Origin of the sequence: Fibrobacter sp. UWR3, assembly GCF_900143055.1 — a bacterium.
Lineage (GTDB): Bacteria > Fibrobacterota > Fibrobacteria > Fibrobacterales > Fibrobacteraceae > Fibrobacter.
Window position 1 is genome coordinate 38,650 of sequence record NZ_FRCW01000012.1, and the last position, 24,679, is coordinate 63,328.

Below are 24,679 nucleotides of genomic sequence, written 5' to 3' on the forward strand. Positions count from 1 at the left end.
TAAAAAAGTGTTGAAAAAATCGTCAGATTATGGTATAATAAAGATACTATAATAAAGGCGGTTGAAATGAAATGCAGATCAATCTTTTTGCGGAAGAAACACAATTACAGAGATTATCCGAACTCGGAGATTCATTGGAAAAACTGAATGTTATAGACTTTGAATCATTCAGACCTTTGCTTGAAAAGGTAAATTGTAAAGAACGTAAAAGCAAAGCCGGCAGACCGTCGTATGATGTTGTAATGATGTTCAAAATACTCGTATTGCAACGATTGTTTAATTTATCTGATGATCAAACTGAATACCAGATAACTGATCGAATGAGCTTTCAGCGTTTTATTGGCTTATCATTGGGAGAGCGTGTACCTGATGCAAAAACAATCTGGCTTTTTAAGGATACCATTACGCAAAAAGAAATAATTGAGCCTTTATTTAATCAGTTCACAGCGCAATTGGAATCGCAAGGTATTATAACGCATACAGGAACAATTGTTGATGCGACTTTTGTGGATGCACCGCGTCAGCGCAACACTCGTGAGGAAAACAATCAAATTAAAAATGGCGAGACACCCAAAGAATGGGAGAAAAATACCCATAAACTTGCGCAAAAAGATACAGACGCCCGTTGGACAAAGAAAAATGATGAAACTCATTACGGATATAAAAATCATGTAAAAGTGGATGCCGACAGTAAGATTATTACGGATTACGCAACCACATCAGCAAATATACATGACAGCAATGAATTTTCAGAATTTCTCGGAGAAGATGACAAGGTAATATACGCTGACAGCGCCTATGTGGGAAAAGAAATTCCGAAACATGTAGAAAACCGCATATGTGAAAAAGGATATCGCGGCAAACCGTTGACTGATGAACAAAAAGAAAGCAATCGAAGAAAATCAAAAATTCGATGCAGAATTGAGCATGTGTTTGGATTTATTACCGTATCTATGCATGGTCTTACTGTGCGTTCCATTGGCATAAAGCGAGCAGAGTTTAATATAGGTCTTACAAACCTTGTTTATAACTTTTGCAGATATACTATTTTAAAACGAAAAGAGGTGTACATGGGATAACTATGCCCAAATGAGAATAATTCTGAATATTTAGGGCTTATCCTCCCTGAATATTTAGCGAGAATCAATGGCAATCGGCTATTTCTTGCCTTGATTTTTGAAAAAATAATCGAAATAGAAAAATATTATGATTGGGAATCAATTTTTAGAGGTTCCCTAAACAAAAAAAACTGGAAAAAGGCCCAGGCATTGTTCAGTGATTTTTTCAATAAAGATTTTTGCAATAGGGAATGCGACTGCTAAAAAATTTTGCCATATATGTTCGTTATTCTACGAACTACAAACAAAAAAGAGGAAAAATGAAAAACATAAAAATACTCATGAGTCAGTGTGGCTGCAACATTGCTTTCGCCGAATCTGTCGAAAAAATCGTTAAGGAATCGGGCCTAGAAGCTTCAGTTTCCCGCATTGACGATGTTGTCCAAATGCTTCCGTACAATGTCATGACTTTACCCGCGCTTGTTGTTGATGAACGGCTTGTGTCCACAGGTAAAATTAGCGAAGATAAAATAAAAGAACTTATCAAAGGTGAAATATGAAGATACTCTTTCTTTGTACAGGCAACAGGTGCCGTAGTCAAATGGCCGAAGGATTTCTCAAGGCTCTGGATTCGTCGTTGACCGTATGTTCTGCAGGAACGTTTCCGGCAAAGAACGTGCATCCGACTGCAATCGAAGTGATGAAGGAACGAGGAGTTGACATTTCCCTTAATAAGCCAAAAAATGTATCGCAGTACCTTGATACATCGTGGGACTACGTTGTCACCGTCTGCGACAAGGCGAAAGAAAGTTGTCCGATTTTTTTGGGGGGTGTCAAGAACAGAATTCATCTTGGCTTTGATGATCCTGACGCGTTCAGAGGGACTGAAACCGAAATTCTGCAGGAATTTCGTCGTGTAAGGGATGAAATCGACACGGCAGTAAGGGCTTTCTATGATACAATCATTCACCGATAATCTTGTTTACAACATCATTAGATTGGATGGCTCGTCTCCTTTAGGCTCGACGATAAATTTCTTCGTTTACGACAGCCTCAAAATTATCCTGATATTGCTTTTTATTAGTTTCCTGATGGGGCTGCTGAATACATTTTTCCCGATTGAGGCGATTCGCAATTTTTTGTCGTCGCATCGTTTGTACGGAGTCCAATATTTCCTCGCCGCAATCTTCGGAGCGATTACCCCTTTCTGCTCATGTTCCAGTATTCCCCTGTTCATCGGTTTTGTCAGGGGCGGCATCCCCCTTGGCGTCACGTTCAGTTTTCTTATAACATCGCCACTTGTAAACGAGGTCGCTGTTGCCATGCTTGCGGGAACATTCGGATTGAAAGTGACTGTGATTTATGTAGGTTCCGGCGTGTTTCTTGGAACATTTTTAGGGATGTTCCTGGAACGGTTCAAACTGGAAAGATTTCTAAGCGAATGGGTGAAAAATTTGCAGCGGACAAACGAATCCGTCAATAACGATTCAAAGCCATGTAGCCTTAAGCAAAGATTCGTTCAAGTACTGCAGAAAATACCCCAAGTAGCAAGGGATGCCCTTGGTGTAACGCGTTCGGTTTTGCCCTATGTGCTTGCTGGCATTGCAATCGGCGCATTAATGCACGGTTATGTTCCTTCGGGATTTTTTGAAGAATACCTGTCAAAAGACAAATGGTTTGCCGTTCCCCTGGCGGTAATTCTTGCCGTTCCCATGTACGCAAATGCAGCTGGAGTTATTCCCATTGTCGAGGTTCTTGTTCAAAAGGGTGTCGCTCTTGGCACGGCTCTTGCCTTTATGATGGCCGTTGTGGGACTCTCGCTCCCCGAAGCCATGCTTTTGAAAAAGGTCATGACACTCAAGCTGATATTTGTCTTTTTCGGAACGGTTACAGCGGCAATCATCGTTCTTGGAATCGGCTACAATCTTTCTATAAGTTCCTGATTATTTAGTTTGTATATTTTATAAGGATGTATTTACGGAATATAGCGACATTTAAAAAGATATTGGTGCTTGTGCTGTTCACGGTATTTGCAAGTTTCGCACATGCTGAAACGCCCGCAGCCGATTCGACAAGCGTGGATTCCGCAGCCATCGATAGCGCACAAAAGCTTTCTCCGTTCGACCATCTGGGACACAACATGTTGCTGAGTGCGTTCGGCTGGCCGCTCGGATTTCACATGCTCGGCGGTGCGCTCACGTACAAGTTCTCGATGGAAAATAACGACTTGATGGTGGCGCGTTTTGCGGCCCGTCAGGACCAACTTGTTTACGGCATCGCGTTCACTCCCGGCATGATGATGGGGACGTTTTTCCCGATTCTTGTTCCGGGATACATGTACTTTATCAGCGACAACCGCGCGCTGAACAACACCGGCGCCGTCGCCGTGCAGGCCACCGCCGTAGCGTTCCTCTACAACAATATTCTCAAGGCGATTTCGGCTCGCGAGCACCCTGACGCGGAACTCAACAGCGGCGAGCGTTCCCGCGATTTCAAGTGGGGATTTTTTAGGCGCGGAGTATTTTACGGCTGGCCCTCGGGGCATTCCATGACCAACGCTGCCATGGCTATGAGCATCGCAAGCTACAACCGCGACAAGCCCCTCGTCGTGGCGGGCTGCGCCCTGTATGCGGGCTACATCGCGACAAGCATGGTGCTCGGCGCAAAAGGAGAAGCCCACTGGTTCTCCGACGCCGTCGCGGGCACCTTGATGGGGGCCTCCATCGGCTGGTACATCGGCAGCGTGTTCTACAAGGAAAAAGTCGGCGAAAAACAGACCCCGCCCAAATTCACCATCGCCCCGCTATTCTACGACGACACCAAAGGCGCCGTGCTCAGCGTGAGAATATAAGTCAAACGCCTGGTACACAACCTTGTGTAACGATGAAATTTACTTTTCTTTCGCCAAAACTCATCGTTTGAGCGAGTTTTGGCGAAAATAAAGATGATGTCTCGCCAAAACTTAAATTTTTATTGACTTTTGGCGAAAAATGTTATAAATTTAAGATCATGAGTATAATTGGAAGAAATTCTGAAATCGAACTGCTAGAGCGATATATCGCCTCTAAAAATGCAGAATTCATCGCTTTATACGGTAGGCGCCGCGTAGGGAAAACCTTCCTCGTCAACCAGACCTTCAAAAGCCAATTCGCTTTTTCAATGACCGGAGTCCTGGAAGGTAAAAAGGACGACCAAATAGACGCGTTCCTTGACGCCATGGACATCTTCGGTTACAAGAGCAATGAACGTCCTAAAAATTGGATGGAAGCGTTTTCTCAACTGCGCAAAGCCCTTTCGGACAGAATTTCTAACGGCAACCCCTGTATCGTTTTCATTGACGAAATTCCAAGCCTCGATACACAAGGTTCTGGTTTTACAAAAGCCCTTGGGCATTTTTGGAATAGCTGGGCTTCGACCCAAGACAACTTTAAACTCATCGTATGTGGTTCCGCAACATCCTGGATGATAAAGAACCTCATCGACAGCAGAGGAGGGCTGCACAACAGGATTACACACGAGATAAAGCTTCTGCCTTTTACGCTCAAGGAAACCGAGGAATATCTACTCTCAAAAAACTTCACTTGGTCCAGGCAAATGGTCTTGCAGTCGTACATGTTCACAGGCGGTGTTGCCTACTACCTCAGCCTCTTCGACGAAAGCGAAAGCCTTGCCCAAAACATAGACCGACTTTACTTCTCCGAAAACGGGGAAATGCGGCGCGAATACAAGCGACTTTTCAAGACTCTTTTCAATGCGGCAGAACCATACATGCGTATTGTGGAAACACTCGCTCAAAAAAAACAGGGCATGACCCGCAAGGAAATCATCTCGTCAATGAAGGCTGAAAAAGGCGGAACCCTCTCCGAGCAGATTCAAAATCTCATCGAATGCGGATTTATCCGAAAATACATGGTGCGCGAAAAGAAGGTCGTCAAGGAAAACAGCGGCATTTATCAGCTGGTCGATCCGTTTACCTTATTCCACCTATACTTCAACAGCAAAGCCAAGGGCGACACCCGCTTTTGGGAGAACCACATCAATACCCCCATCGTGAATACTTGGCTTGGGCTCGCTTTCGAAAAAGTCTGCCTGCTCCATACTCAACAAATTAAAGAAGCTCTCAGGATTGATGCGATTTCGACACAGCAGTATTCTTGGCGCAGCAAAGACAAGAAAACACCTGCCCAGATTGACCTGATTATTGACCGGGCCGACGGAATGATAAACCTTTGCGAATTGAAATACTCCGAAATAGATTACACCCTTACCGAATCGGAATTCAACAAGATGGAACGCCGTTTTGCAGCGTTCGTGAGCGAAACCGGAACCCGCAAGGGAATATTCAAAACGCTCATTACGGCAAGTCCTTTGAAAAAGAACCAATATTCAGAATCAATTCCCGTTAAGCTTACTGCGGATTGCTTATATTGAAAAGCATTTGTTTCCATTATGCGTCCCGCGCATACTGAGCATGAAAATTAAGCATTTTGCGCAAGCTCCGAAAAAATTTATATTATATGCGAAACATTTCGGAGTGGCAAAATGAAACTCAAGTTTTTAACGCTATTTTCAATCCTTGCGCTCGCTGCGAGCGTGTTTGCGGAGAGTGCCATGAGCAACATTACGGTAAACCTGCGCTATACGGGTAAGAACGGGGCGGCAAAGAAGTTCGCCGAAGAGATGGTCTCTAGCGGGACGGTGGCGAAAATCCGTGCCGAGAAGGGCAACATCCGCTACGAATATTTCCAGTCGCTGGACGATCCCGAGACCATCTTGCTGATTGACGCGTGGGAAAGCCAGGCCGCCATCGACGTGCACCACGCTTCGCCCATGATGAAGACGATTGCGAAACTCCGCGACAAGTACGACCTGAAAATGACTGTCGAACGCTTCACGCCCGACAACACCATGCCCAAGACCGACGAAAAGTTCATCAGGAAGTAAGTCGCGACCATGTAACGCCCGCGCGCTGTTTGTCGAGAAGGCGTCCAGCGGGAAATAGGTCGACATTTTTCTCGGCACATCAGCCTTTTACAAACAAAAGATTGTTTACATGCTCCGTAATGTAAAGTTCCGTGTCGGTCTCCACCAAGTCGTAACTATCTACAACAGCCTTGTCGTGTTTCTTAAGCACATCCCGATAGCCGGCGACAGTTTCCTTCTTTCTGGCGAAGCGCATGGAACTGTCAAAACAGTCCCGCAGTTTCAAGCCGCAATTGGCGCATTCGCTAATCCATTCTTCCTTTGTATAGAACTTGACGTGTCCGTCTTTTCGGAGTTTCATGTAGTCGTCGACAAAACCGTCTTTGTCGCAGTCGTTTGGGCGGGGGTCCGAAACAAAAAATTGTCCGCCTTGCCTTAATACCCTGCTCACCTCGCCAATGCCGTGCCCAATGTCAGGGAAATGGTGCATCGCGTACCTTGTCACCACGACATCGAACGAACCCGCCTCAAACGGGAAATCGACACCGTCATAACTTACAAACGAGAGGTTCTTGGCTCCTTCGGCCTTTGCCCTTGCGCGGTTTGCTTCGAGTGCGTCGCAGACGATGTCCAGGCCGATGATTTCGCAACCAGGATTGTCTTTCGCTAGCGGAAACGAAAGATAGCCGCTTCCGGTCCCGAGATCAAGAACCCTCATACCTTCAACAATTTTTACGAATTCGGTTATTTTCTCAAGATGCTCGGAATCCTGTGTTTGCCTGTTGTAAAAATCGCCAGTGGCAAAACATTCCTCAAAACCTTTCCGAGTATCATTTATATTTTCTTGAATATCCATGATACCAGTCCTTTCGTTAGCAAAGAAAATATACATTTTTGGAACGACAAATTCTTGAGGCTTAATTTGGGGACTTGAATAATCAAGATGTGCATGTATGTTTAATCTGCAGAATTTGTCGCTCCGTCAGAAAGTTGCGAATATGCCCTTTTTAAACGACGTGATAATTCTTAAAATTGTGCCGTCATGCGCCCGCGTCTTTTTAAAATCCTTGCTTCGCTGTTGCTGTTCTTAAGCGTTTCAGCCTTCTCACAAAAAGCAAATGGTGAAATTCCGCAGATTCCGGATAGCCTCCGCAAGAAAATCGAAAACGAAAATGCTGTTTTCAGTATTCAGGAGGCTCGCGAACTTCGGAACGCTATCCGTGGTGATTCGGCAGACGCAGCCGATGCCATTGAAGCACCGATCATTCCCAAAGACAGCCTGTTTGGCACCCACGTGAATCCGCTTATCGTCGGGACCGAAGTGCTCGGGCTCAACGCCTTTGTGTGGGCATGGGATTACTGGGTCCTGGACAAGAGTTATGCACATACGGGCCCCAGCTATTGGAAACGCAACTTCCGCGAAGGCTGGGAATGGGACCATAACCATTGGGCCATCAACTTTTACGGACACCCGTATCAGGGCTCCATGTATTACGCTACGGCCCGTGCCAGCGGTTACGGTTTTTACGGAAGCATGGCGTTTGCCGCCCTTGGGAGCTCCACCTGGGAAATGTTCTGCGAAACGGAATACCCGGCGCCGAATGACTTAATTTCTACGACAGTAGCTGGCTCCATGTTTGGCGAAGTCCTCTACAGGCTTTCCCGCGCATCGTACAACGGTTCCAAGGTGCCCTGGTACAGGCATCTGCTCGCTTTCGCCCTGGAACCCGCCGGATATGCCCAGCGCAGGGTGTTCGGCAACAGGGATTTTTACACGGGCTGGACACCAATCGAGTTGACGGTTGCCACGGGTATTGGCTCCAGGTTCGGTTCTGACTATCGGTTCGGTGGCGAAGATGCCGACGAGCTGGATGCCGAATGGAACGACCGTCACGGAATGATGGCGGTTTCCCTTGAGTATGGTCGGCCCTACACGAGGGTAAGGCGGCCGTTCGATTACTTCACTTTAAACTTCTTCGGCGAAGGCGGACTTGAAGGGGATGTGTTGCAGATGGATATCATGGGGAAACTTGTGAACAGAGGTATCCACGGGCGAGGCCATTGGCTTGATTTTTCGGTGAATCTGGATTATACGATACTTTTTACGGGGACCTTGCCACGGTAAGCACGCTTTCGCTTGGCGGGGCCATGGACATAGCCCTTTGGCTGACTCCCAACTTGCGGTTCCGTGTCATGAACCAGGTTTACTGGATTATGCTTGGCTCTGCCGACATGGGCTACGATGACATTATCCAAGAATTTCACCCGGATTACAAGCCCGACATGGATAGCTACCAGTACAATTCCGGCGTGAAATACAGCCTGATGATAGAAACCCTATACAAGAGGTGGAGAATCTACAACAAGACGACGATAGATGCCATGAAGACCATCGAGGGAACGACTGCGGAATATGGCGTTTCGGGCTGGGATTTCTTGCTCCTCAACAACACCGCGCTGGAATACAGGCTGTTCTCCTGGTTGGATTTGGGCCACAGGCTTGACACCTACGTGAAAATGGCTGCCTATTCCTCGGAATATGCTGAACCCATGTCCAGGCGCATCCACGCCTTTTCGTGGTACCTGAATTTCCACCTGCTAGGGAGTTGACGCCAGCGTCACCTTGAAAAATTCCACGTTCATTTCGCGGTCGGCGAGCGGCACAATTTTGCGGTCCTTGGGAATTTCGTAATCGAACTGGTGGTCCGAAACGAAAGTCAACAGCGAAGACTGCTCGATAAGCTTTGAAATGCCCTTCACGCTGTCGTGCTTGATGAAGGTGGCGTCGGGAATCTTCTTGCGCTTGACCTGCTCCCAGAACCCCACGTTGCTGCGCTGGATGATGGTCTCGCCCTTGAGTTCCCGGAGCCGGATGGACTTGCGCTTCGCAAGCGGGTGCTTCTTGGGGAGTGCAATTGAGAGCCGTTCCTGCATGTATTTTTCGGCACGGTATTTCTTTGCGCGTGGGGCCTTGAGGGTGATGCCGATATCCGCCGAGCCCTCGTTCAGCGCCTTCAGCACGCCCGCCTCGTTGTCGATAATCTTGTAGGTGACCTGTGCCCCCGGGTGCTTTTCTTGCAGTTCCTGCACCATCCGCATGGCGGGGAGAATGGCCACCGACGCGATAGAGAACGTGCGCGCACCCGCTCCCTGCGGGCTCACCTTTTCCATCATCTCGCCTTGCAAATCCATGATGCGCTTCGCGTATTCGGCAACCGTGCGTCCCTTCTCGTTCAGCTCGATGCGGTTCTTTTTGCGCTCGAAGAGCGGAGCACCGATTTCGTCTTCCAACTTTTTGAACGCGCGGCTCACCGCCGGCTGCGAAGTGTAGAGCTTGTCCGCTACGGTAGAAAGGGTCCCGTATTCCAGGAACCCGGCCAGCAATCGCAAAATGTAGGTCTCGACAAACATAAAAAGCCCCTTTTGGGGGAGAATATAATAAATCCGCTATGCGTCAAGTGAATAGTGGGGCTATTTTCACCAGTTTTCGTAGCGGTGTCCTGTATCAAGGGCGGCGATTTGCTTCATTTCGTCGTCTGTCAACTCAAAGTCGAAAATCGATATGTTTTCTGCGATGTGGTCAGGGTTCTTGGAGCCCGGAATGGCAATGTAGCCCGATTGCACATGCCAGCGCAACACCACCTGTGCGGCCGATTTCCCGTGAGCCTTCGCTATCTTTGCGACAACCTTGTTCCCCAAAACATCTTCGTTGTGGCCGCGCCCGCCCAGCGGGTAATAAGATTCCACCACAGCGCCGTATCGTTTTGCGTATTCCTTGAATTCCGTGTTCTGGTAGAACACATGGTTCTCGTTTTGCACCACGGCAGGCTTGATTTCGAAATCGGCAAAAAAGCGCTTCGCCGTCTTTTCGGTGTAGTAGTTCGAAATGCCGATGGAACGGATCTTCTTCGCCTTCACCGCACGTTCCATAGCTTTGTAAACCGCCTTATCTTCGGCGTCGCTCCCGTGCTGGTGCAACAGCATCAAGTCAATATATTCGAGTCCCAGCTTTTCGAGTGAGTCGTCGATGTCTTCGTCTAAGGAGTTGCTCCACGGCACCAGTTTCGACGTCACGAACAAATCTTCGCGCTTCACAAGCCCCTCGTCAATCGCCCGACGAATACCCCTACCCACGGCTTCTTCGTTGTCGTAATATTTTGCCGTATCAATCAATCGATACCCGTTCTTGATGGCGACATAGACAGCGTCTTCAGCCACCTTGCCGCGCAAAGTCCACGTGCCAAGTCCGAGAACCGGCATATCGAAACCCGAATTCAACTTGACCGTTGGGGCCGCCCCTTTGCTATTCTGCACGCTTGAATCTCCTTTGTTCGAAACTTTCGGCATAGCCTGCGACGCAGCATCGCTCGAACACGCCATGAACAGGAAAACGAACAAGAAACTGAACCACCTCATGCCCTAAAAATAACCAAATCCCGTCATAAATCAAAATACTTATTTCGCATAAAAGATATGCTTTGAAGGCATAGGCGGGGGAGGTGTTCCCCTCGCTCACCTTCGGCAGGCTCAAGGACCGGGCCGGGAAAATGCCCATAAGACATTGGTTACGGTGGTAATTTTTTCTCTGTAGATTCGCAAACATTACTGAAATCAGCCCTAAGTCACACTAGTCTTGTTGCACAAACGGACAGAAAAATGTATATTGGAAATGTAATAATAAGGGAAAACTATGGTGTTCGCCGAAAACATATTACGGATATTCCGTGAAAACAAACTTCTTGCGAAGTATCGCCTGAAGGATGTCTTTGTTTTCGGTTCGTCTGTTCGAACAGCAACTCCCAACGACATCGACCTGCTAGTCCGTGATTTCCAGGACTACAATGACCTGTTGTCCTTGCGAAAGGAACTTTCCGAAAAAACTGGCAAGTCCGTGGATGTCGTCATAGAGAAGTTCGCAAACCCCATTATCCTGTATCGAGCAAGCAAGGAGTCCATCCGTGTCGAATGACCCTAGGAACGACCTTTTCCACTTATTGGGAATGCTCGAATCCCTGTTGAAAATTCAAAAATATACACGGGATATTCATTCCACCGAAGAACTTCTTGAGAAAGAAGACCAGATGGTATTCAATGCGTGTCTGACCCTGCTTGCAAACATAGGCGAATCCATCAACAAACTCTCGGACGCCGCCAAAGCGGGAATCGCAAGCGAAAACATTCAGGCAATTCGCGGTATGCGCAACAGGATTGTTCACGATTATGCGGGGCTCGACTCGTTTGTTGTTTACAACACTATAAAGAACGATCTTGATCCGCTAAAGGAAACCTTTATCAAAATCATTAGAGAAGGTCTAGCAAACAAGTCCTTTGACGAAGGTGAATTTGAAGCAGCGAAAAACGCGGGCTTTTACAAGTTCATTGATTTCAGCGTAATTTAAGAGCTGTCGTACCGACCTGGCCCTTGACTGGGGAATGCCCAGCTTTTTACTCCCTGTTTGCGAAAGCCTTGATGCCGCCTTCCATGAGGGTGGCGGCAAGTTCAATCATTTGTTTAAGCGGGATTTTGCGGCCGTCTTGCACCCACTGGCGGCAAAGTACAAGAAGTCGCCCGCGCAGATTATCCTCCGCTGGCACGTGCAGGAAGGATTCTCCACGATTCCGGGGGCCCGCAACCCGGATTATATCAAGGAAAACATCGAGGTCTATAACTTCAAGCTTTCCGAAGACGACATGAAAAAGATTCGCGGCCTAGACAAGGAAAAGCGCTTCTTTACCTCAACCCTTGCCGAAATCCAGCATTTCAAGGACTGGAACCCCGGCGACTAAAGGCCTTCATTGTCGCCGACCGTTTGCTCACTATGCGCCACACGCATAGTGGGCATAAAAATTACGCATTACGCGGCCGTCCTGAAATTATTTATATTAAAGGCAACCGGTTCAAGGAAATTTTTAACGAAAAAGGCGGATCCCATGAAAAAAATCACCTTGATTCTTTTATCACTTCTTCTAGGAGTCTCTATGGCAGCAGAAAAGAAAATCCTCGTCGTTTACTATTCCCGTGCCGACGAAAACTACACCGTCGGGAACATTTCCAAGGGCAATACCGAAATCATTGCCGAGATGATTGCGAAAAAGACGGGCGGTACGCTCCTGCATGTGGAACCCGCGAAGGAATATCCCAAGGGCTACGACGACTGCATCAACGTGGCCAAGAAGGAACTTGCGCAGGACGCGCGCTCGGCCATCAAGCCGGTGAACGTGAACCCCGAAGAATTCGACGAAATTTACGTCGGTTACCCGGTGTGGTGGGGCGAAATGCCCATGCCCATGTTCACCTTCTTCGAGAAGTATAACCTGAAGGGCAAGACGATTCACCCGTTCGTGACCCACGAGGGCAGCGGCCTCTCGGGTGTTGCCCGCCTCAAGAAGGTGACCGGCGCGAACGTGACCCCCGGCCTCGCCATCTACGGACACGTGGCTCAGAACGAACGCGACAAGGCCCAGAAAGAAGTCGATAAGTGGGTGAAGTAGGCTGATTGCGCCTCACTTAGGATTGCTAGTCCTCTTCTTCAATTCAGTCCAAGAGCTAGCTTTCTCTAAAATCGGCCTTGGAGAGAATGTCTCTGGCCTGTTCAATTTGCTTGAATAAAAAAAAGAGATGAATCCTGTTCACCTCTTTTTCTTTTTTGTAGCCTTTTCTTTTTTTACTTTACATCGTTCCACTTGCGGATGAGGCCGGTGTAGATATCCCGCAGCTTTGCAAGGGAAATGTTGGAAATCTGGTTCTGCTTGTTGACAATCACGGCGATGCCGTCCCGGGCGATGGTCTGGGGAGTCAGGGCTTCCAGTTCGCTGGGTTTCAGGTTGCGGCTAGCCATACCGATATCGCAGGTCCCTTCCTTGGCGGCCAGCATTCCCGAAGAGGAATCGTTGGTCTGGATTTCGATTTCCATTTCCGGATTCAGGGCCATGTAGGCCTCCTTGAGCTTTTCCATGACCGGGGACACGCTGGAAGAACCGGCGATGACGATCTTGCCCTTCAGTTTTTTGGCCTGGAACTTTTTGCCGTCGGAAACTCCGATATAGCCGTTGCCTTCGATAATGGCCTGGCCATCGGCACTCAGGATAAAGTCCACGAAGTCCTTTACGGCGTCGTTCATCTTGCCCTTGGTGGCGATGTTGAAGGGACGGGCGATGGGGTACTTGGCGGCCTTGATGTTTTCCTTGGTGGGGGCGAATCCGTCAATATCCAGGGCCTTCACGGAACCGTTCAGGGAACCTAGGGAAATGTAGCCGATGGCGTATTCGTTACCGGCTACGGAGCTCATGACACCCTGGGTGCCGTCGATGGTGATGGCTTCCTTGGTGGTATTGTCCTTCTTCTTTCCGTTCTGCTTGATAAGGGTGCCCACCAGTTCGGTAAAGGCGTCCCGGGTGCCGGAACCTGCTTCTCGCGCGATGACGGAAATATCCATTTGTTTGGCGGCGGGGGCTTCGGCGTTCTTTTCTTCGTTGTTCCCGTTGCAAGCGGCGGTAATACCCATTACGGCCAAACTAATTGCACAAACGGTTAAAGCCATTTTTTTCATTCTTGAATCTCCTTAGTTGGTTTTGAATGATGGCCACAAGTTAGACAAGGCGTGTAAAGTCCCAATAGTGGGTTGGGTAAAATCTTTGTAAAGCCTTCGCCCCTCTTTTATTCTTTTCAAGAACTTCACAAATATTTTACTTGGCCATCCCTTCAGTTTTTACAATGACAATCTAAGTTGATGCCGTCATTCAAACAGGGCTTGTCCCAAAGGAGTTCAAAATGACGATTAAGAAATCTTGCATCATCGCAGCTGTTGTTACGACTATCGGCATGGCTAGTGCCGCCGAAGAATCCAAGGCCAGTGGCTTTGACCTGACCGGAAATATCCAGACCCAGGCCTACAAGGCCCTTTACGATAACGAAAAGGAAAACACCCTGGATAAGTTCTGGTTCCGTGCCAACATCGGCGGAAAGTACAGCTCTGAAGATTTCGATGCCCAGGTGACTATCCGCATGTATGCCCCTCACTTTAACGGTGGCGCTGACCGTTTCCAGGCCGATACCTATTACGGCAATTACAAGTGGGCGGCTTCCGGACTGAACTTGAAACTGGGTCACTGGAAGACGGATACGGAAGGTGCCGGCAACTTCGGTGCTTACCTGGACAAGAACCTTTCTACGCGGGGCTTCCTCGCTCGTGACTATTCTCACGATGCCGTGGAGCTGGGCTGGAAAAAGGCCGGTAACCAGCTGAACGTAATGGTGGGTACCGATGACGAAAACTTCAACAAGGGTTACCTCCGCGTGAACGACGACTTGAAACTGGGAGATGCCCTGAAGCTCGGTCTGGGTTACCGTGCCAACGTGCTCGATCCGGTGCAGTATAGCGCTGTCCTTACCCATGTGGTGGATTTCCGGGTCCGCTACCAGGCCTCCAAGCAGCTGGCGGTATATGCAGAAGCGGCAGCTATCATGACCGGCGAAGACGACGAGGTGAATGCAGCTTCCATTGAAGCGGGCACTGCCGTAAAGCCCCTCTACGGTCAGGATACCCAGTACTTCCCGGTGTACGGCGGCGTGGAATTTCCTACCGGTGGTATTTTTGACAAGGCCTTTGCCGAAGTGGAATACGTCGCTAATCGTGACGAACTGAACACCGATGCCGATGAATTGGGTTGGGCCGTAGGTCTCGTGAAAAAGATCGGTTCCCACGGAAAAATCCAGGCGACGGTCTATAGCGAAAACGAAATGTCCGATGTAGGCTTCAGCGCCCGCCTCACGACTACCATCAAGTAATCCTATGAAACTCAGTTTATCCAATCCATTTAAGGAACGGGCCGCATCCACCATCTTCCTGGTCTCTGCGCTGGCAAGCATTCTGTTTGTGGCCCTGATCTGCGTGTTTCTTTTTGCAAATGGTGTCCCCGCCATTCTAAAGATAGGCGTTCCGGACTTTTTGTTCGGAAAGGAATGGGCCCCCACGGACGAGCCTGCGGTCTACGGGATTTTTCCCATGATTCTCGGCAGCCTCTACGTGACACTGGGGGCCCTAGCCATCGGTGTCTCGGTGGGGCTCCTGTCGGCCATATTCCTGGCCCGGTTCTGCTCCGAAAGGCTTCACAGGACCCTGAAACCCGCCGTGGAACTCCTGGCCGGCATTCCCTCGGTAATCTACGGCTTCTTTGGCCTGGTGGTTATCGTGCCCTTTGTGCGGCAGCACTTTGGCGGGAGCGGTTTCAGCATCTTGACGGCCTCGATCCTGCTTGGAATCATGATTTTACCGACCATCATTTCCGTTTCCGAAGCCGCCCTGCGGGCGGTCCCCAACAGCTACTACGAAGGTTCCCTGGCTCTCGGGGCCACCCACGAAAGGAGCGTGTTCTTCACGGTACTTCCGGCGGCCACGTCGGGAATCGTGGCGGGCATTATCCTGGGCTTTGGCAGGGCTATTGGCGAAACCATGGCGGTGATTCTCGTGGCCGGTAACCAGGCCCGAATGCCCGACGGTATTCTCGGGGGTATCAGAACCTTGACCGCCAACATCGTGCTGGAAATGGGTTATGCCACGGACCTGCACCGTGAATCCCTCATTGCCACCGGCGTGGTGCTGTTCATCTTTATCCTCATTATCAACCTGCTGTTTTCCATTCTCAAGAAGAGGGTTATCAAATGATCGGATACTATAAGCGTTCGCCCCTTTCGCTGTTCCTGAGAATCCTCGTGACCCTAGCTATTGCCATTACGGTTTGTTCCCTGGGGTTCCTGGTCCTCTATATATTGGTGAAGGGTATTCCTTTCTTGAAACCCTCCCTGTTTTCCCTGACCTATACTTCGGAGAACGTGTCTTTCCTGCCCTCCATCCTGAATACGGTTATCATCGTGTTAGGCTCCCTCCTGGTGGCAGGCCCCCTGGGAATCTGTGCCGCCATCTATACGGTGGAATACGCCCGTCGCGGAAACAAGATCGTGGGACTGGTGCGGCTCACTACCGAAACCCTTTCCGGAATCCCCTCCATTATCTACGGCCTTTTCGGAATGCTGTTCTTCGTGACCGCCCTGCACCTGGGATATTCCCTGGTCTCCGGTATCTTGACTATTTCCATCATGATTTTGCCCCTGGTCATGCGCACCACCGAAGAGGCCCTGCGGGCAGTTCCGGATAGCTATCGCGAAGGTTCCTACGGCCTCGGGGCAGGTAAGCTCCGTACCGTGTTGTCGGTAATCTTACCGGCGGCCGTTCCGGGAATCCTTGCAGGCGTAATCCTTGCGGTGGGCCGCGTGGTGGGGGAGACTGCCGCCCTTATCTATACGGCAGGTACGGTGGCGGATTTCCCCAAGGGAATATTCTCTTCGGGTAGGACCCTGTCTGTTCACATGTACGAACTTTCTCGAGAAGGTTTCCATACCGGCGAGGCCTACGCCACCTCGGTCATCCTCATTCTAGTGGTCCTTCTCATCAACTGGATTTCTAACAATTTTGCAAAGAAAATCGGGAAAACCTAATGACCCCTAACGAAAAAATTTCTATTCGCGGCATGGACCTGTACTACGGTAATTTCCATGCGCTGAAAGACGTGAACCTTAACATTATGCCCAACGAGATCATGGCCTTTATCGGGCCCTCCGGCTGCGGCAAGAGCACCCTGCTCAAGTCATTGAACCGTATGAACGATCTGGTGGAAGGTTGCAAGATTACGGGCCACATCCTCCTGGATGGTCAGGATATTTACGGGAAAATGGACCCCAACATTCTCCGGAAAAGGGTGGGCATGGTGTTCCAGAAACCCAATCCCTTCCCCATGAGCATCTACGACAATATCGCCTACGGCCCCAGGACCCACGGTATCCGCAACAAGGCGGAACTGGACGAAATCGTGGAAAATTCCTTGCGGAATTCCGGTGTGTGGGTCGAGTTGAAGGATCGCTTGAAAAAGAACGCTCTAGGCCTTTCCGGCGGTCAGCAGCAAAGGCTCTGCATTGCCCGTGCTCTGGCGGTTTCGCCGGAAGTGCTCCTGATGGATGAACCCACCAGCGCCTTGGACCCCATTTCCACCTCCATTATCGAGGACCTGGTTCTGGAACTCAAGAAGGACTACACTATCGTCATGGTGACCCATAACATGCAGCAGGCCACTCGCGTTTCCGACAGGACCGCCTTCTTCCTCTTGGGGGAAGTCATCGAAGTCAACAAGACAGAAACCCTGTTCTCGCTGCCCAAGGACAAGCGCACCGAGGACTACATTACCGGGAGATTTGGTTAATGAGAAACCGTTTTGATTCGCAACTGGAAGCCCTGAACAGGGGCATTATAGAAATGGGCGCCCTGGTGGAAGATTCCCTGAAGGCCTCCATCGACGCCTTGTTGGCCTTTGACCGCGAAACTGCCAAGAAGATTGTGGTGGGCGACAAGGAAATCGACCAGAAGATGAAGGAAATCGAGACCCTTTGCCTGCGGCTTTTGCTGAGTCAGCAGCCCGTAGCCCGGGACCTGCGCCTAATTTCGGCCTCCCTCAAGATGGTGGGGGACCTGGAACGCATTGGCGACCAGGCTGCAGATATTGCCGAAATCGTGGCGGAGTGTACAGACCTGGATGGGGCTCCCCTGAAACTGGCCGCCATTCCGCCCATGGGCATTGACGTGCTTAAGATGCTGGCCCAGAGTATCGATGCCTTTGTCCGTAAGGACTTGAAGCTGGCCAAGATTGTAATTGAAAGTGACGATGACGTGGATTTCCTTTTCCGCTCTGCCAAGCGTGAACTGGTGGAAACTATCAGGAAGACGGAAAGCGATGCCGAGAGCATTATCCATTCCATCATGATCGCTAAATACCTGGAACGCATCGGCGACCACGCCATGAACGTGGCCCAGTGGGCCATCTTTGCAGAAACCGGTACTCATCACGGTGTCAGCCTCTTGAACGGGGTCGACGATTTCGATGATAAGTAACTAGAAATATTATAAAACTGACTTTACCAGGGCCTGTTTATGGGTAGCCGTAGTTTCAATATCGGAACCCTGCGGCTGCTCTGCGGCCTGGTGGACATGGATTCCGTAGATGACATGTGCGACGAAATCCGCATGATGATGGTGAACTGGGGGCCCGTTTCTATTATCGGTTCTGGTGGATACATCAACAAGCTTTACCGGCTGGTGCCCAAGAAGGTGTGGCTGGACAATCGCCTTTCCCTGGTCCAGCTGGAACGGCTTTAAGAAAATATAAATTACCCGAAGGACTATACCGTCGTCATGGTGACCCATAATATGCAACAGGCTACCCGCGTTTTCGATAGGACCGCCTTTGACCCGACAGAGCCATAAGTGGGAGAAATAGGCTTGCTTCTAGCAGAAGGTCACGGTGATTTCCGTGCCTACGCCTATGGCGGATTGTAACGAAATCTCTGCATGGTGTACTTCGGCGATATGCTTAACAATGGCAAGGCCCAATCCCGTGCCACCTGTAGCCTTGGAGCGACTCTTGTCCACACGGTAAAACCGTTCAAAAATGCGTGGCTGATTTTCTTCGGGAATGCCAATCCCAGTATCCTTCACAGCAATGGATTTTTGTTGCACTAGAATACTCACGGAACCGCCCGTTTCTGTATAGCGAATGGAATTGTCGACCAAGTTGTAAAGCATCTCGAATAGGAGCCGACGATTGCCGTAAACCTCTGCGGTTTTACAACCTTCCAGCGCCACACGAACACCCTTCTTTTCGGCGTTAAAGGAGAGTTCGTCAATACAGTTTGAAGCCAGTGTCCACAAATTCACGGATTCGTCCAGTCCAATCGCAGATTCTCCCGAGGAGTCAAGTTTGGAAAGGGTCATAATATCGTTGGCGATAGAAAGGAGACGGCCAGCTTCTTTGTGAATTTTTCCAGCAAAGCGCTTTACGTCTTCGGGTTTCGCCATACCATTTTCGATGAGTTCCGCATATCCAGAAATGGATGTCAATGGCGTTTTGAGTTCATGGGAGGCGTTAGCCGTAAACTCATCTCGCATCTTGGCAGTTTTCTTTTTTTCTTCAGAAAGTTGTTCAATGGTGAGTTGAAGTTCCCGATTCTGCTTACGGATAGTTTTGACTAATGGTGCAATTTCCTTGTATATCCCTTCGTCATCCATAAGTTCTGGCTGTCCTAAGTTTTCAGCCAATTTTTGCACAGGTCGCACAAAAGCGCGGCTCAAGCCAAAAGCAATTAAAACAGCCACAACAACAATACCTGTCAACAGCGCTAATAGGTAAGGCATGGTCTTAGATACGGATTCGTGAAGACTCGCTTGACGACGACTTAAACGCAGAATTTTGCCGTCTGACAGTCGTTCTGCAAAATAGAACACTTGGGCGTTCAAAGTCACTGAATAGCGGAGGTTTTCACCTATTCCTTTGGAATTTGCGTCCATGATTTCGGGACGACTCCTATGATTTTCCATTTTGCCAGCTTTTGCGTCACTTTCGTAGAGGACCATTCCGTCCCGGTCCACCAGAGTTACGCGCAAACGTTTGCTGGCAATGGAATCCAGATTTTTTCGGAAGTTCTCAGAAGGAATCTGTCCATAGAAATTTTTGATAAGGGAGGCTGTTTCCCTCAAATCTCGCTTCTGCTGTTCGGACATTTCATTTTCAAAAACGCGAGCCGTAAAATACACTGCAAAGAGGGCGGCGAGTACTCCGACATAAATCAAGCTGAAACGGAGACTGTTTTTCATTGAACTTTGTACCCCACGTTTCGCACGGTCTGTATGATAGAGGCTTGTACCCCTAACTTCTGCCGAAGCGTTTTTATGTGCATATCCACGGTGCGTGTATCCATATCAAAATCCACACCCCAAATCTTTTCTAGAATCTGTTGCCTAGAGAAAACAGTTCCCGGTCGGGACATCAGGAGTTTCAAAAGTTCATATTCCTTAAAAGTGAGTTCTACAGCGATTCCGCCAACAGTTACCGAACGACGCTGGTCATCGAGTGTCACTCCTCCTAGAGCCAGGTTCAACGCTTCCGTACTTTCGGATGAGCTTCGTTCAGAACGGCGTAGCACGGCTCGCACACGTGAAATGAATTCTAGAACGCCAAATGGTTTTGCTATGTAGTCGTCCGCTCCCAAGTCAAGTCCCTTCACTTTGTCAAGTTCAGTTCCTTTCGCCGTAAGCATGATGACAGGGATGTCCTTTGTGTTTTCTTGCACTCGCAAGCGTTTGAGAATGTTTAAACCATCTTCGCCAGGGAGCATAATATCCAAAATAAACAAGTCTGGCACCCTAGTCTTAACTTGTTCGTCCATAACTTTACCGCATTCGAAAGCCATCACGTCAAAACCGCTGCTTTTTAAAGCATAAGTTTCCATTTCCCGAACTTCGATATCGTCTTCCACAATATAAATCATAGGACCACACACAAATTATTGTTTTACAGTTAGGAATTTTCTGCTGGCTTTGGCTACAGAACTGACCGCATCCAACAATGCCCAGGACTCATAAAGAATAGTTAAATAAAGGATCTCCGCGCGGATGTTTTCGGAAACCCCCTTCATCATTTCCGTTTTACGCGCGTCAAATATCCTCGTCCCTTCTTCCCGCAATTGTTCGCGGACCTCGCTATAGTTCCTGAAATCCATGGTTTCTATCATCGAGGCAGTCTTTTCAATCCGTATCTTCACACGGGATACCGTACGCAAAAGCTCTTTTCTTTTTTCGTAGTCCAAGGGACTGAAAGCGTTATCCACGTGGTTCTTGCATGGCGAAGAAATCTGTTCCAGACTAAACAATGCATCTCCCATAAAATCATTTGCCTGGTACAAAAAGAAATTCTTTACCACCATATCCTCCTGGGCAAGTCTTTCCGTACATAAGGTTCCATGGCGACGGTTCCTCTGGATATGTTTTTTCAGAATTTTAATTTGTTTGTTCACGGAGCGTAGTTTACCCAAGTTTTCTCGCAAAAGTCCCACAATTATCTTTTCGTAGCAGTCAGCGCACCAACGGAGTATTTCGCTCCACTCACCTCGACTGTATTCCTGTATAAGGGGGTATACCTTTGTCTCGGGGGGAGCCGTCAGGATGTTATCAAACAATTCCTCCGCCTTACCCTTCTTGTTTTCTCGGTATTTCAGGTTGGAACGGACCAGCACGAAAATAACCACGGCAAACAGGGCAAATATCACCGGGAGCCCGCCAAAGTGAAGCACCATAGCCACCACCGAGGCACTGGCAAAAGCCGCAAAAGCTGTCAGGAACCAGCCTCCAATAACCGAAAGAACCCCTGTGATGCGGTACACCGCAGTTTCACGGTTCCACGCCCTGTCGGCAAGGCTTGTACCCATGGCCACCATGAAGGTCACGTAGGTGGTAGAAAGGGGAAGTTTCAGTGAAGTTCCGAGGGCTATGAGAGAACTGGCAAGCATCAGGTTCACGCAGGCCCGCAACAAATCAAAGGCTGCCCCATCCTCTTCCAGAATCATTTCCTTGGTATTAAAGCGGGTGTTAATTTTATCCGAAATTTTCTTTGGAACAAATTCTGTTACAAATTTTACGACACCATTAGAACTGCGAACTAAGGCGCGAGCTACCGGATTTGTACCAAAGATTTCTTCAGAAGAATTTTGGGCCGCTAGGGATACGGAAGTCTTCACCACATTCCGGGCCTTCTTGGAAAACACAAGGGAGAATACCATGGTAAGCCCAGCAACCATCAGCAAGTACCACTGTCCTGGTTCCGACTCCAACAAGAAGGACATATTGAAATCCTGAGGATTGCCCCCAGCAGCCATCAAATGCTGCACCGAAGAAAGGCTGGTGAGGGGTACCCCCACAAAATTCACAAGGTCGTTTCCGGCAAAGGCAAGAGCCAGAGAAAAAGTCCCAAAAGCAATGATTACCTTGAGCACGTTTACTTTTACCGCATGGAGCAAGTGACAAAGGATGAAAAATCCGACGAACATGCCAGCCATAAGAACGGTCTCATTTTCCGCGAGAAAAGTCTTGTAGCCTGCTCCCACAAAACTCATATTTTTGAGGCCCTTGATGAGGATAAAATAAAATATGGACGTCAGGGAAACGCTTCCAAAAACACCAATAAAGTATCGAATATTTTTCTTGTAGCCAAAGGAGAAAACCAGGCGCGTCACATACTGCACCGCAAGGCCAACTACAAAAGCGATGGCCACCGAAAGGAAAATGCCCAAAATCACCGTCAGAGCCTTAGAGGTGTTGATGAGGTCTCCCAGTTCCAGGGTATCGTCAGAAAGAATCTTGATACTGGCGATAGCCACAGAGGCGCCCAAAAGTTCAAAGACCATTGATACCGTAGTTGATGTCGGCATACCGTAGGAATTGAATATGTCAAGGAGGATCACATCGGTAAACATCACCGCCGCATATACGCACATAAGTTCTGCAAAGGTGTAATACTGGGGCGTATAAATGCCATGCCGTGCGATATCCATCATGCCACTACTGAATGTGGCGCCACAAAAGACTCCTGCTGCAGCAAAAAACATCAGTGTTTTGTATTTAAAGGCCTTGCTCCCGACAGCAGAACTCAAGAAATTCACGGCATCGTTACTGACACCCACGAACAAGTCCATCAAGGCGAGCAGAAGCAGCATTGCCACAAGGATGATATAAAACGTAGTCATAAAATCTCCTAGGCGACAAACTAAAAAGCCTTGCGACAATACGCAAGGCGATGGAATGAAGTTTTCCAAAGGTTTTATTAGGACTTTACAAAGGCTTTACGCCGCTTTACACAGATTTTACTTTTGGCGGTGTAATAAGTTATAAAGGCCCAAAAGGAAGTCGACAAGTGGGTGAAGTAGGCTTGCGCCTTACTTAGAATCGCCAGTCTGCTTCTTTTTCAATTCAATCAAATCGAAATACATCAGACGGCTATTCAATGGCCTGTCAGGACCGAGGCAACGGAATTCGCGTTCTTGTTCTTCGGTGCTGAACAGGAACTTGAACTCATTGTTCTGGTAGAACTTGAGGTTTCGTTCCTTGTTGTAGGAATCTACCAGCAGAAACCGGCAACCAGTCTTGTTGAGCGGATCGACGAACCAGGCCTTTATAAAACTGAGAACGTCACTCCCCAGATGTTTGCTCTGAAAACCAAGGCTTATGCCGAGTCTGCCTATCATGACTGCCGGATAACTGCTGTATATCTTTTCGCGGGGGATGTTTTTCTCAACTTTCTTCTTGCGTGACCCCGGAATTTTTTTGATGCTGTCATTGGAAAGAGTGAAAACCGCCACCAGTTGTGCCGGGTCATCGACAAGGGAAAAACAATAATTCTTGCAAAGCAACTCTTCACTCTGCAAAAAGGCGTCCTTTGTGAAGAAATCATCCAAATCGTTGTCCCCGCACTTGAATGATTTGCATAGGGCGGCCTTGCCTTGGGTGTAGAACCCAAAGCGGCATTTTTGTTGGAGAAAGTTCATTACTTAAATTCTCTAAAATCGGCCTTGGAGAGAATGTCTCTGGCCTGTTCAATTTGCTTGGAGAAATCAATGGAACCGCGACGCTTTTCGCTTTCTTCCATCATGAGGTCAAACCTGTCCGACGCTTCGCCGGTCAGTATCGGTACCGATGCGATTGCTAGTGCCATGATGACCTCCATTGTTGAATTGAACTATAGTCAATATACATTTTTCCTCGTGCTGGTGCAAGTGGTGAAACTTGGGCCAAAAGGCTTATTTGAAGAAAAAGAAGCCTTTTGACCGTGCTAGAGCAAAAATATAATTTTAGCATGTCATAAAATGACAAAATGGAAAAGAAACGAGTTTTTTATAAAGGCCCAGAAAGAAGTCGATAAGTGGGTGAAGTAGGCTTGTGCCTTATGGGCGGAACTGGCTTATTGTTTCCACTCTTCGGTGATGGCACAGAAAAAGCTCTCGCTCCAGAGATTCAGTTTGTCGCTGTCGGCAATGAACGGGCGGACATCCCTTTTCGCCTCCTCGAAATCGACGGAGTGGAAACGTTCCTTTAGTAGATCCTTGAGTCCATCAAAAGTCAAGGTGTCCGAACTTTTCCAGTGCCCGGTCTGTTCCATTCTTTTTTGCAGGTGCGGCAAGTTTACGCCCGTGTTCTGCGAGATATACCATACAAAGTCGTAGAAATCGCGACCCTTGACCCTGCTTTTCCATCCGCGACAAAGTAACGCGTGGAGTTTGCCCGCAAAAAGCGAGGGCCTGTCGTAGAGGCGAACCATGAAAGGTGATGGCAGCAGCCGATACTTGCTTTCGTAGGTGGCTGACTCTGGCGGATTCGTGTCCACCTCGAATTTGATTTTCAGGATTTCGTTCCCGGGAACAGGCAAGGGAGAGTGCTTTGCGGGAACAATTTTAAGCAAGTGCTTGAGCGTGTTGCCCTTGAGAAAGGCCGACTGCACCGGAGATCCGTGCGGCTTGCTTTTCGCTTCGACAGACATCTCCAGGCCGACAGAGTAGAGTTCTTCTTCAAGCACGCCAAAATAACGTGAAAGCTCGAAACCTTCGTCTGGCTTAATCAACGAAAAGTCCAGGTCCTCCGAAAAACGGTCCAGCCCATAGAATATGCGGAGCGCCGTGCCGCCATAGAAGGCTGCCTTGTCAAAGAACCCTCCACGTGAAAGTCCGCACAGGGCGACTTCCTGCGAAATTTCCTTGAGGGCGTTCCTGTAGTCCGAAACGTTTTTGCAATTATATTTCGCAAGCATTGAATCAAGTACGTGAGCCATGC

29 protein-coding genes are annotated in these 24,679 nt (G+C 48.7%); 19 read left to right on the forward strand and 10 right to left on the reverse strand.

The genetic code is table 11. The annotated features are described in order from the left end of the window. Positions 1 to 71 precede the first annotated feature (71 nt). The 7 genes from BUA44_RS13405 (at position 72) to BUA44_RS13435 (ending at position 6,002) form a co-directional block, all read left to right on the forward strand. Positions 72 to 1,079 carry an IS5 family transposase gene (locus BUA44_RS13405; RefSeq protein ID WP_072813018.1) on the forward strand — a complete coding sequence of 336 codons (1,008 nt, stop codon included), beginning with the start codon at positions 72 to 74 and terminating at the stop codon, positions 1,077 to 1,079. A 299-nt stretch (positions 1,080 to 1,378) separates the two neighbouring features. Next, positions 1,379 to 1,618: a thioredoxin family protein gene (locus tag BUA44_RS13410; protein WP_072813020.1), complete on the forward strand. Its 240-nt coding sequence runs from the start codon at positions 1,379 to 1,381 to the stop codon at positions 1,616 to 1,618. Further along, a complete protein-coding gene (locus BUA44_RS13415) occupies positions 1,615 to 2,034 on the forward strand; it encodes an arsenate reductase ArsC (RefSeq protein WP_072813023.1) in 420 nt (139 codons plus the stop codon). Before BUA44_RS13410 ends, BUA44_RS13415 begins: the two co-directional genes overlap by 4 nt. Next, the gene (locus tag BUA44_RS13420) at positions 2,012 to 3,001 is read left to right on the forward strand and encodes a permease (RefSeq protein WP_072813026.1); all 990 of its coding nucleotides are present in this window, start codon (positions 2,012 to 2,014) and stop codon (positions 2,999 to 3,001) included. The genes BUA44_RS13415 and BUA44_RS13420 overlap by 23 nt, the downstream gene beginning before the upstream one ends. 26 nt (positions 3,002 to 3,027) lie before the next feature. Further along, complete coding sequence (locus BUA44_RS13425; RefSeq protein WP_083579631.1) at positions 3,028 to 3,909, forward strand: phosphatase PAP2 family protein; 882 nt, start codon at positions 3,028 to 3,030, stop codon at positions 3,907 to 3,909. Positions 3,910 to 4,067: 158 nt separating this feature from the next. Further along, positions 4,068 to 5,489 carry an AAA family ATPase gene (locus BUA44_RS13430; RefSeq protein ID WP_072813031.1) on the forward strand — a complete coding sequence of 474 codons (1,422 nt, stop codon included), beginning with the start codon at positions 4,068 to 4,070 and terminating at the stop codon, positions 5,487 to 5,489. A 180-nt stretch (positions 5,490 to 5,669) separates the two neighbouring features. Further along, positions 5,670 to 6,002: a putative quinol monooxygenase gene (locus BUA44_RS13435; RefSeq protein WP_072813190.1), complete on the forward strand. Its 333-nt coding sequence runs from the start codon at positions 5,670 to 5,672 to the stop codon at positions 6,000 to 6,002. Between the two features lie 79 nt (positions 6,003 to 6,081). On the opposite strand, the gene BUA44_RS13440 is transcribed toward BUA44_RS13435, so the two are convergent. Next, the gene (locus BUA44_RS13440) at positions 6,082 to 6,837 is read right to left on the reverse strand and encodes a class I SAM-dependent methyltransferase (RefSeq protein ID WP_072813192.1); all 756 of its coding nucleotides are present in this window, start codon (positions 6,835 to 6,837) and stop codon (positions 6,082 to 6,084) included. A gap of 186 nt (positions 6,838 to 7,023) precedes the next feature. Here BUA44_RS13440 and BUA44_RS13445 point away from each other — a divergent pair, with 186 nt between their 5' ends. Both BUA44_RS13445 and BUA44_RS16015 read left to right on the forward strand, forming a co-directional pair. Beyond that, positions 7,024 to 8,106, forward strand: coding sequence for a DUF3943 domain-containing protein (locus BUA44_RS13445; RefSeq protein WP_255370565.1), 1,083 nt, complete (start codon positions 7,024 to 7,026; stop codon positions 8,104 to 8,106). A gap of 23 nt (positions 8,107 to 8,129) precedes the next feature. Then, complete coding sequence (locus BUA44_RS16015; RefSeq protein ID WP_255370566.1) at positions 8,130 to 8,591, forward strand: hypothetical protein; 462 nt, start codon at positions 8,130 to 8,132, stop codon at positions 8,589 to 8,591. On the opposite strand, the gene BUA44_RS13450 is transcribed toward BUA44_RS16015, so the two are convergent. Continuing rightward, complete coding sequence (locus BUA44_RS13450; RefSeq protein ID WP_072813033.1) at positions 8,580 to 9,392, reverse strand: LysR family transcriptional regulator; 813 nt, start codon at positions 9,390 to 9,392, stop codon at positions 8,580 to 8,582. The genes BUA44_RS16015 and BUA44_RS13450 overlap by 12 nt on opposite strands. 66 nt (positions 9,393 to 9,458) lie before the next feature. Further along, positions 9,459 to 10,397: an aldo/keto reductase gene (locus BUA44_RS13455; protein ID WP_255370567.1), complete on the reverse strand. Its 939-nt coding sequence runs from the start codon at positions 10,395 to 10,397 to the stop codon at positions 9,459 to 9,461. A gap of 274 nt (positions 10,398 to 10,671) precedes the next feature. Between BUA44_RS13455 and BUA44_RS13460 the strand changes: the two genes are divergently transcribed. The 4 genes from BUA44_RS13460 (at position 10,672) to BUA44_RS13475 (ending at position 12,473) form a co-directional block, all read left to right on the forward strand. Next, positions 10,672 to 10,950 (forward strand): nucleotidyltransferase family protein, encoded by a 279-nt coding sequence (locus tag BUA44_RS13460; RefSeq protein ID WP_072813035.1) that lies wholly within the window; start codon positions 10,672 to 10,674, stop codon positions 10,948 to 10,950. A gap of 31 nt (positions 10,951 to 10,981) precedes the next feature. Continuing rightward, positions 10,982 to 11,380: a HepT-like ribonuclease domain-containing protein gene (locus BUA44_RS13465; RefSeq protein ID WP_072813037.1), complete on the forward strand. Its 399-nt coding sequence runs from the start codon at positions 10,982 to 10,984 to the stop codon at positions 11,378 to 11,380. A gap of 34 nt (positions 11,381 to 11,414) precedes the next feature. Then, positions 11,415 to 11,768 (forward strand): aldo/keto reductase, encoded by a 354-nt coding sequence (locus BUA44_RS13470; protein WP_072813040.1) that lies wholly within the window; start codon positions 11,415 to 11,417, stop codon positions 11,766 to 11,768. A 192-nt stretch (positions 11,769 to 11,960) separates the two neighbouring features. Beyond that, positions 11,961 to 12,473 carry a flavodoxin gene (locus BUA44_RS13475; protein ID WP_072813043.1) on the forward strand — a complete coding sequence of 171 codons (513 nt, stop codon included), beginning with the start codon at positions 11,961 to 11,963 and terminating at the stop codon, positions 12,471 to 12,473. Between the two features lie 173 nt (positions 12,474 to 12,646). Here BUA44_RS13475 and BUA44_RS13480 read toward each other — a convergent pair whose 3' ends face one another. Beyond that, positions 12,647 to 13,531, reverse strand: a complete 885-nt coding sequence (locus BUA44_RS13480; RefSeq protein ID WP_072813046.1) for a substrate-binding domain-containing protein — start codon at positions 13,529 to 13,531, stop codon at positions 12,647 to 12,649. A 221-nt stretch (positions 13,532 to 13,752) separates the two neighbouring features. Here BUA44_RS13480 and BUA44_RS13485 point away from each other — a divergent pair, with 221 nt between their 5' ends. Genes BUA44_RS13485 through BUA44_RS13510 form a run of 6 tightly spaced genes read left to right on the forward strand, consistent with a single transcriptional unit; the run spans position 13,753 to position 18,184 of the window. Beyond that, positions 13,753 to 14,769 carry a hypothetical protein gene (locus BUA44_RS13485; protein ID WP_072813048.1) on the forward strand — a complete coding sequence of 339 codons (1,017 nt, stop codon included), beginning with the start codon at positions 13,753 to 13,755 and terminating at the stop codon, positions 14,767 to 14,769. A 4-nt stretch (positions 14,770 to 14,773) separates the two neighbouring features. Further along, on the forward strand, positions 14,774 to 15,646 hold the full coding sequence (pstC, locus tag BUA44_RS13490) for a phosphate ABC transporter permease subunit PstC (RefSeq protein ID WP_072813050.1): 873 nt from the start codon (positions 14,774 to 14,776) through the stop codon (positions 15,644 to 15,646). After that, a complete protein-coding gene (gene pstA / locus BUA44_RS13495) occupies positions 15,643 to 16,476 on the forward strand; it encodes a phosphate ABC transporter permease PstA (RefSeq protein WP_072813052.1) in 834 nt (277 codons plus the stop codon). The genes pstC and pstA overlap by 4 nt, the downstream gene beginning before the upstream one ends. After that, positions 16,476 to 17,234 (forward strand): phosphate ABC transporter ATP-binding protein PstB, encoded by a 759-nt coding sequence (pstB, locus tag BUA44_RS13500; protein ID WP_072813054.1) that lies wholly within the window; start codon positions 16,476 to 16,478, stop codon positions 17,232 to 17,234. Before pstA ends, pstB begins: the two co-directional genes overlap by 1 nt. Continuing rightward, entirely contained in the window at positions 17,234 to 17,920 is a 687-nt protein-coding gene (gene phoU / locus BUA44_RS13505; RefSeq protein WP_072813056.1) for a phosphate signaling complex protein PhoU, read from the forward strand. The genes pstB and phoU overlap by 1 nt, the downstream gene beginning before the upstream one ends. Positions 17,921 to 17,959: 39 nt before the next feature. Further along, positions 17,960 to 18,184, forward strand: coding sequence for a hypothetical protein (locus BUA44_RS13510; protein ID WP_014546373.1), 225 nt, complete (start codon positions 17,960 to 17,962; stop codon positions 18,182 to 18,184). A gap of 129 nt (positions 18,185 to 18,313) precedes the next feature. Here BUA44_RS13510 and BUA44_RS13515 read toward each other — a convergent pair whose 3' ends face one another. From BUA44_RS13515 to BUA44_RS13540, 6 genes are all read right to left on the reverse strand, one after another. Continuing rightward, the gene (locus BUA44_RS13515; RefSeq protein ID WP_072813059.1) at positions 18,314 to 19,678 is read right to left on the reverse strand and encodes a sensor histidine kinase; all 1,365 of its coding nucleotides are present in this window, start codon (positions 19,676 to 19,678) and stop codon (positions 18,314 to 18,316) included. Next, a complete protein-coding gene (locus BUA44_RS13520) occupies positions 19,675 to 20,352 on the reverse strand; it encodes a response regulator transcription factor (protein ID WP_072813062.1) in 678 nt (225 codons plus the stop codon). Before BUA44_RS13520 ends, BUA44_RS13515 begins: the two co-directional genes overlap by 4 nt. Positions 20,353 to 20,367: 15 nt before the next feature. Further along, complete coding sequence (locus BUA44_RS13525) at positions 20,368 to 22,602, reverse strand: inorganic phosphate transporter (RefSeq protein WP_072813065.1); 2,235 nt, start codon at positions 22,600 to 22,602, stop codon at positions 20,368 to 20,370. 189 nt (positions 22,603 to 22,791) lie between these two features. Next, entirely contained in the window at positions 22,792 to 23,400 is a 609-nt protein-coding gene (locus tag BUA44_RS13530; RefSeq protein WP_072813067.1) for a hypothetical protein, read from the reverse strand. Beyond that, positions 23,400 to 23,567, reverse strand: coding sequence for a hypothetical protein (locus tag BUA44_RS15760; protein ID WP_173319863.1), 168 nt, complete (start codon positions 23,565 to 23,567; stop codon positions 23,400 to 23,402). The genes BUA44_RS13530 and BUA44_RS15760 overlap by 1 nt, the downstream gene beginning before the upstream one ends. A gap of 246 nt (positions 23,568 to 23,813) precedes the next feature. Next, on the reverse strand, positions 23,814 to 24,677 hold the full coding sequence (locus BUA44_RS13540; protein WP_072813072.1) for a nucleotidyl transferase AbiEii/AbiGii toxin family protein: 864 nt from the start codon (positions 24,675 to 24,677) through the stop codon (positions 23,814 to 23,816). Positions 24,678 to 24,679: the final 2 nt, after the last annotated feature.

Excerpts from the sequence above, each read along its gene's own strand:
- BUA44_RS13540 (WP_072813072.1), bottom strand. The coding sequence starts at position 24,677 with ATGGCTCACGTACTTGATTCAATGCTTGCGAAATATAATTGCAAAAAC.
- BUA44_RS13420 (WP_072813026.1), top strand. The coding sequence starts at position 2,012 with ATGATACAATCATTCACCGATAATCTTGTTTACAACATCATTAGATTG.
- BUA44_RS13455 (WP_255370567.1), bottom strand. The coding sequence starts at position 10,397 with ATGAGGTGGTTCAGTTTCTTGTTCGTTTTCCTGTTCATGGCGTGTTCG.
- BUA44_RS13510 (WP_014546373.1), top strand. The coding sequence starts at position 17,960 with ATGGGTAGCCGTAGTTTCAATATCGGAACCCTGCGGCTGCTCTGCGGC.
- BUA44_RS16015 (WP_255370566.1), top strand. The coding sequence starts at position 8,130 with ATGGACATAGCCCTTTGGCTGACTCCCAACTTGCGGTTCCGTGTCATG.
- BUA44_RS13425 (WP_083579631.1), top strand. The coding sequence starts at position 3,028 with ATGTATTTACGGAATATAGCGACATTTAAAAAGATATTGGTGCTTGTG.
- BUA44_RS13480 (WP_072813046.1), bottom strand. The coding sequence starts at position 13,531 with ATGAAAAAAATGGCTTTAACCGTTTGTGCAATTAGTTTGGCCGTAATG.
- BUA44_RS13410 (WP_072813020.1), top strand. The coding sequence starts at position 1,379 with ATGAAAAACATAAAAATACTCATGAGTCAGTGTGGCTGCAACATTGCT.
- BUA44_RS13450 (WP_072813033.1), bottom strand. The coding sequence starts at position 9,392 with ATGTTTGTCGAGACCTACATTTTGCGATTGCTGGCCGGGTTCCTGGAA.
- BUA44_RS13515 (WP_072813059.1), bottom strand. The coding sequence starts at position 19,678 with ATGAAAAACAGTCTCCGTTTCAGCTTGATTTATGTCGGAGTACTCGCC.
- BUA44_RS13435 (WP_072813190.1), top strand. The coding sequence starts at position 5,670 with ATGAGCAACATTACGGTAAACCTGCGCTATACGGGTAAGAACGGGGCG.
- pstC (WP_072813050.1), top strand. The coding sequence starts at position 14,774 with ATGAAACTCAGTTTATCCAATCCATTTAAGGAACGGGCCGCATCCACC.
- BUA44_RS13445 (WP_255370565.1), top strand. The coding sequence starts at position 7,024 with ATGCGCCCGCGTCTTTTTAAAATCCTTGCTTCGCTGTTGCTGTTCTTA.
- BUA44_RS13520 (WP_072813062.1), bottom strand. The coding sequence starts at position 20,352 with ATGATTTATATTGTGGAAGACGATATCGAAGTTCGGGAAATGGAAACT.
- pstA (WP_072813052.1), top strand. The coding sequence starts at position 15,643 with ATGATCGGATACTATAAGCGTTCGCCCCTTTCGCTGTTCCTGAGAATC.
- BUA44_RS13485 (WP_072813048.1), top strand. The coding sequence starts at position 13,753 with ATGACGATTAAGAAATCTTGCATCATCGCAGCTGTTGTTACGACTATC.
- BUA44_RS13530 (WP_072813067.1), bottom strand. The coding sequence starts at position 23,400 with ATGAACTTTCTCCAACAAAAATGCCGCTTTGGGTTCTACACCCAAGGC.
- BUA44_RS13465 (WP_072813037.1), top strand. The coding sequence starts at position 10,982 with ATGCTCGAATCCCTGTTGAAAATTCAAAAATATACACGGGATATTCAT.
- BUA44_RS13470 (WP_072813040.1), top strand. The coding sequence starts at position 11,415 with ATGCCCAGCTTTTTACTCCCTGTTTGCGAAAGCCTTGATGCCGCCTTC.
- BUA44_RS13405 (WP_072813018.1), top strand. The coding sequence starts at position 72 with ATGCAGATCAATCTTTTTGCGGAAGAAACACAATTACAGAGATTATCC.
- phoU (WP_072813056.1), top strand. The coding sequence starts at position 17,234 with ATGAGAAACCGTTTTGATTCGCAACTGGAAGCCCTGAACAGGGGCATT.
- BUA44_RS13475 (WP_072813043.1), top strand. The coding sequence starts at position 11,961 with ATGGCAGCAGAAAAGAAAATCCTCGTCGTTTACTATTCCCGTGCCGAC.
- pstB (WP_072813054.1), top strand. The coding sequence starts at position 16,476 with ATGACCCCTAACGAAAAAATTTCTATTCGCGGCATGGACCTGTACTAC.
- BUA44_RS13460 (WP_072813035.1), top strand. The coding sequence starts at position 10,672 with ATGGTGTTCGCCGAAAACATATTACGGATATTCCGTGAAAACAAACTT.
- BUA44_RS13440 (WP_072813192.1), bottom strand. The coding sequence starts at position 6,837 with ATGGATATTCAAGAAAATATAAATGATACTCGGAAAGGTTTTGAGGAA.
- BUA44_RS13525 (WP_072813065.1), bottom strand. The coding sequence starts at position 22,602 with ATGACTACGTTTTATATCATCCTTGTGGCAATGCTGCTTCTGCTCGCC.
- BUA44_RS15760 (WP_173319863.1), bottom strand. The coding sequence starts at position 23,567 with ATGGCACTAGCAATCGCATCGGTACCGATACTGACCGGCGAAGCGTCG.
- BUA44_RS13415 (WP_072813023.1), top strand. The coding sequence starts at position 1,615 with ATGAAGATACTCTTTCTTTGTACAGGCAACAGGTGCCGTAGTCAAATG.
- BUA44_RS13430 (WP_072813031.1), top strand. The coding sequence starts at position 4,068 with ATGAGTATAATTGGAAGAAATTCTGAAATCGAACTGCTAGAGCGATAT.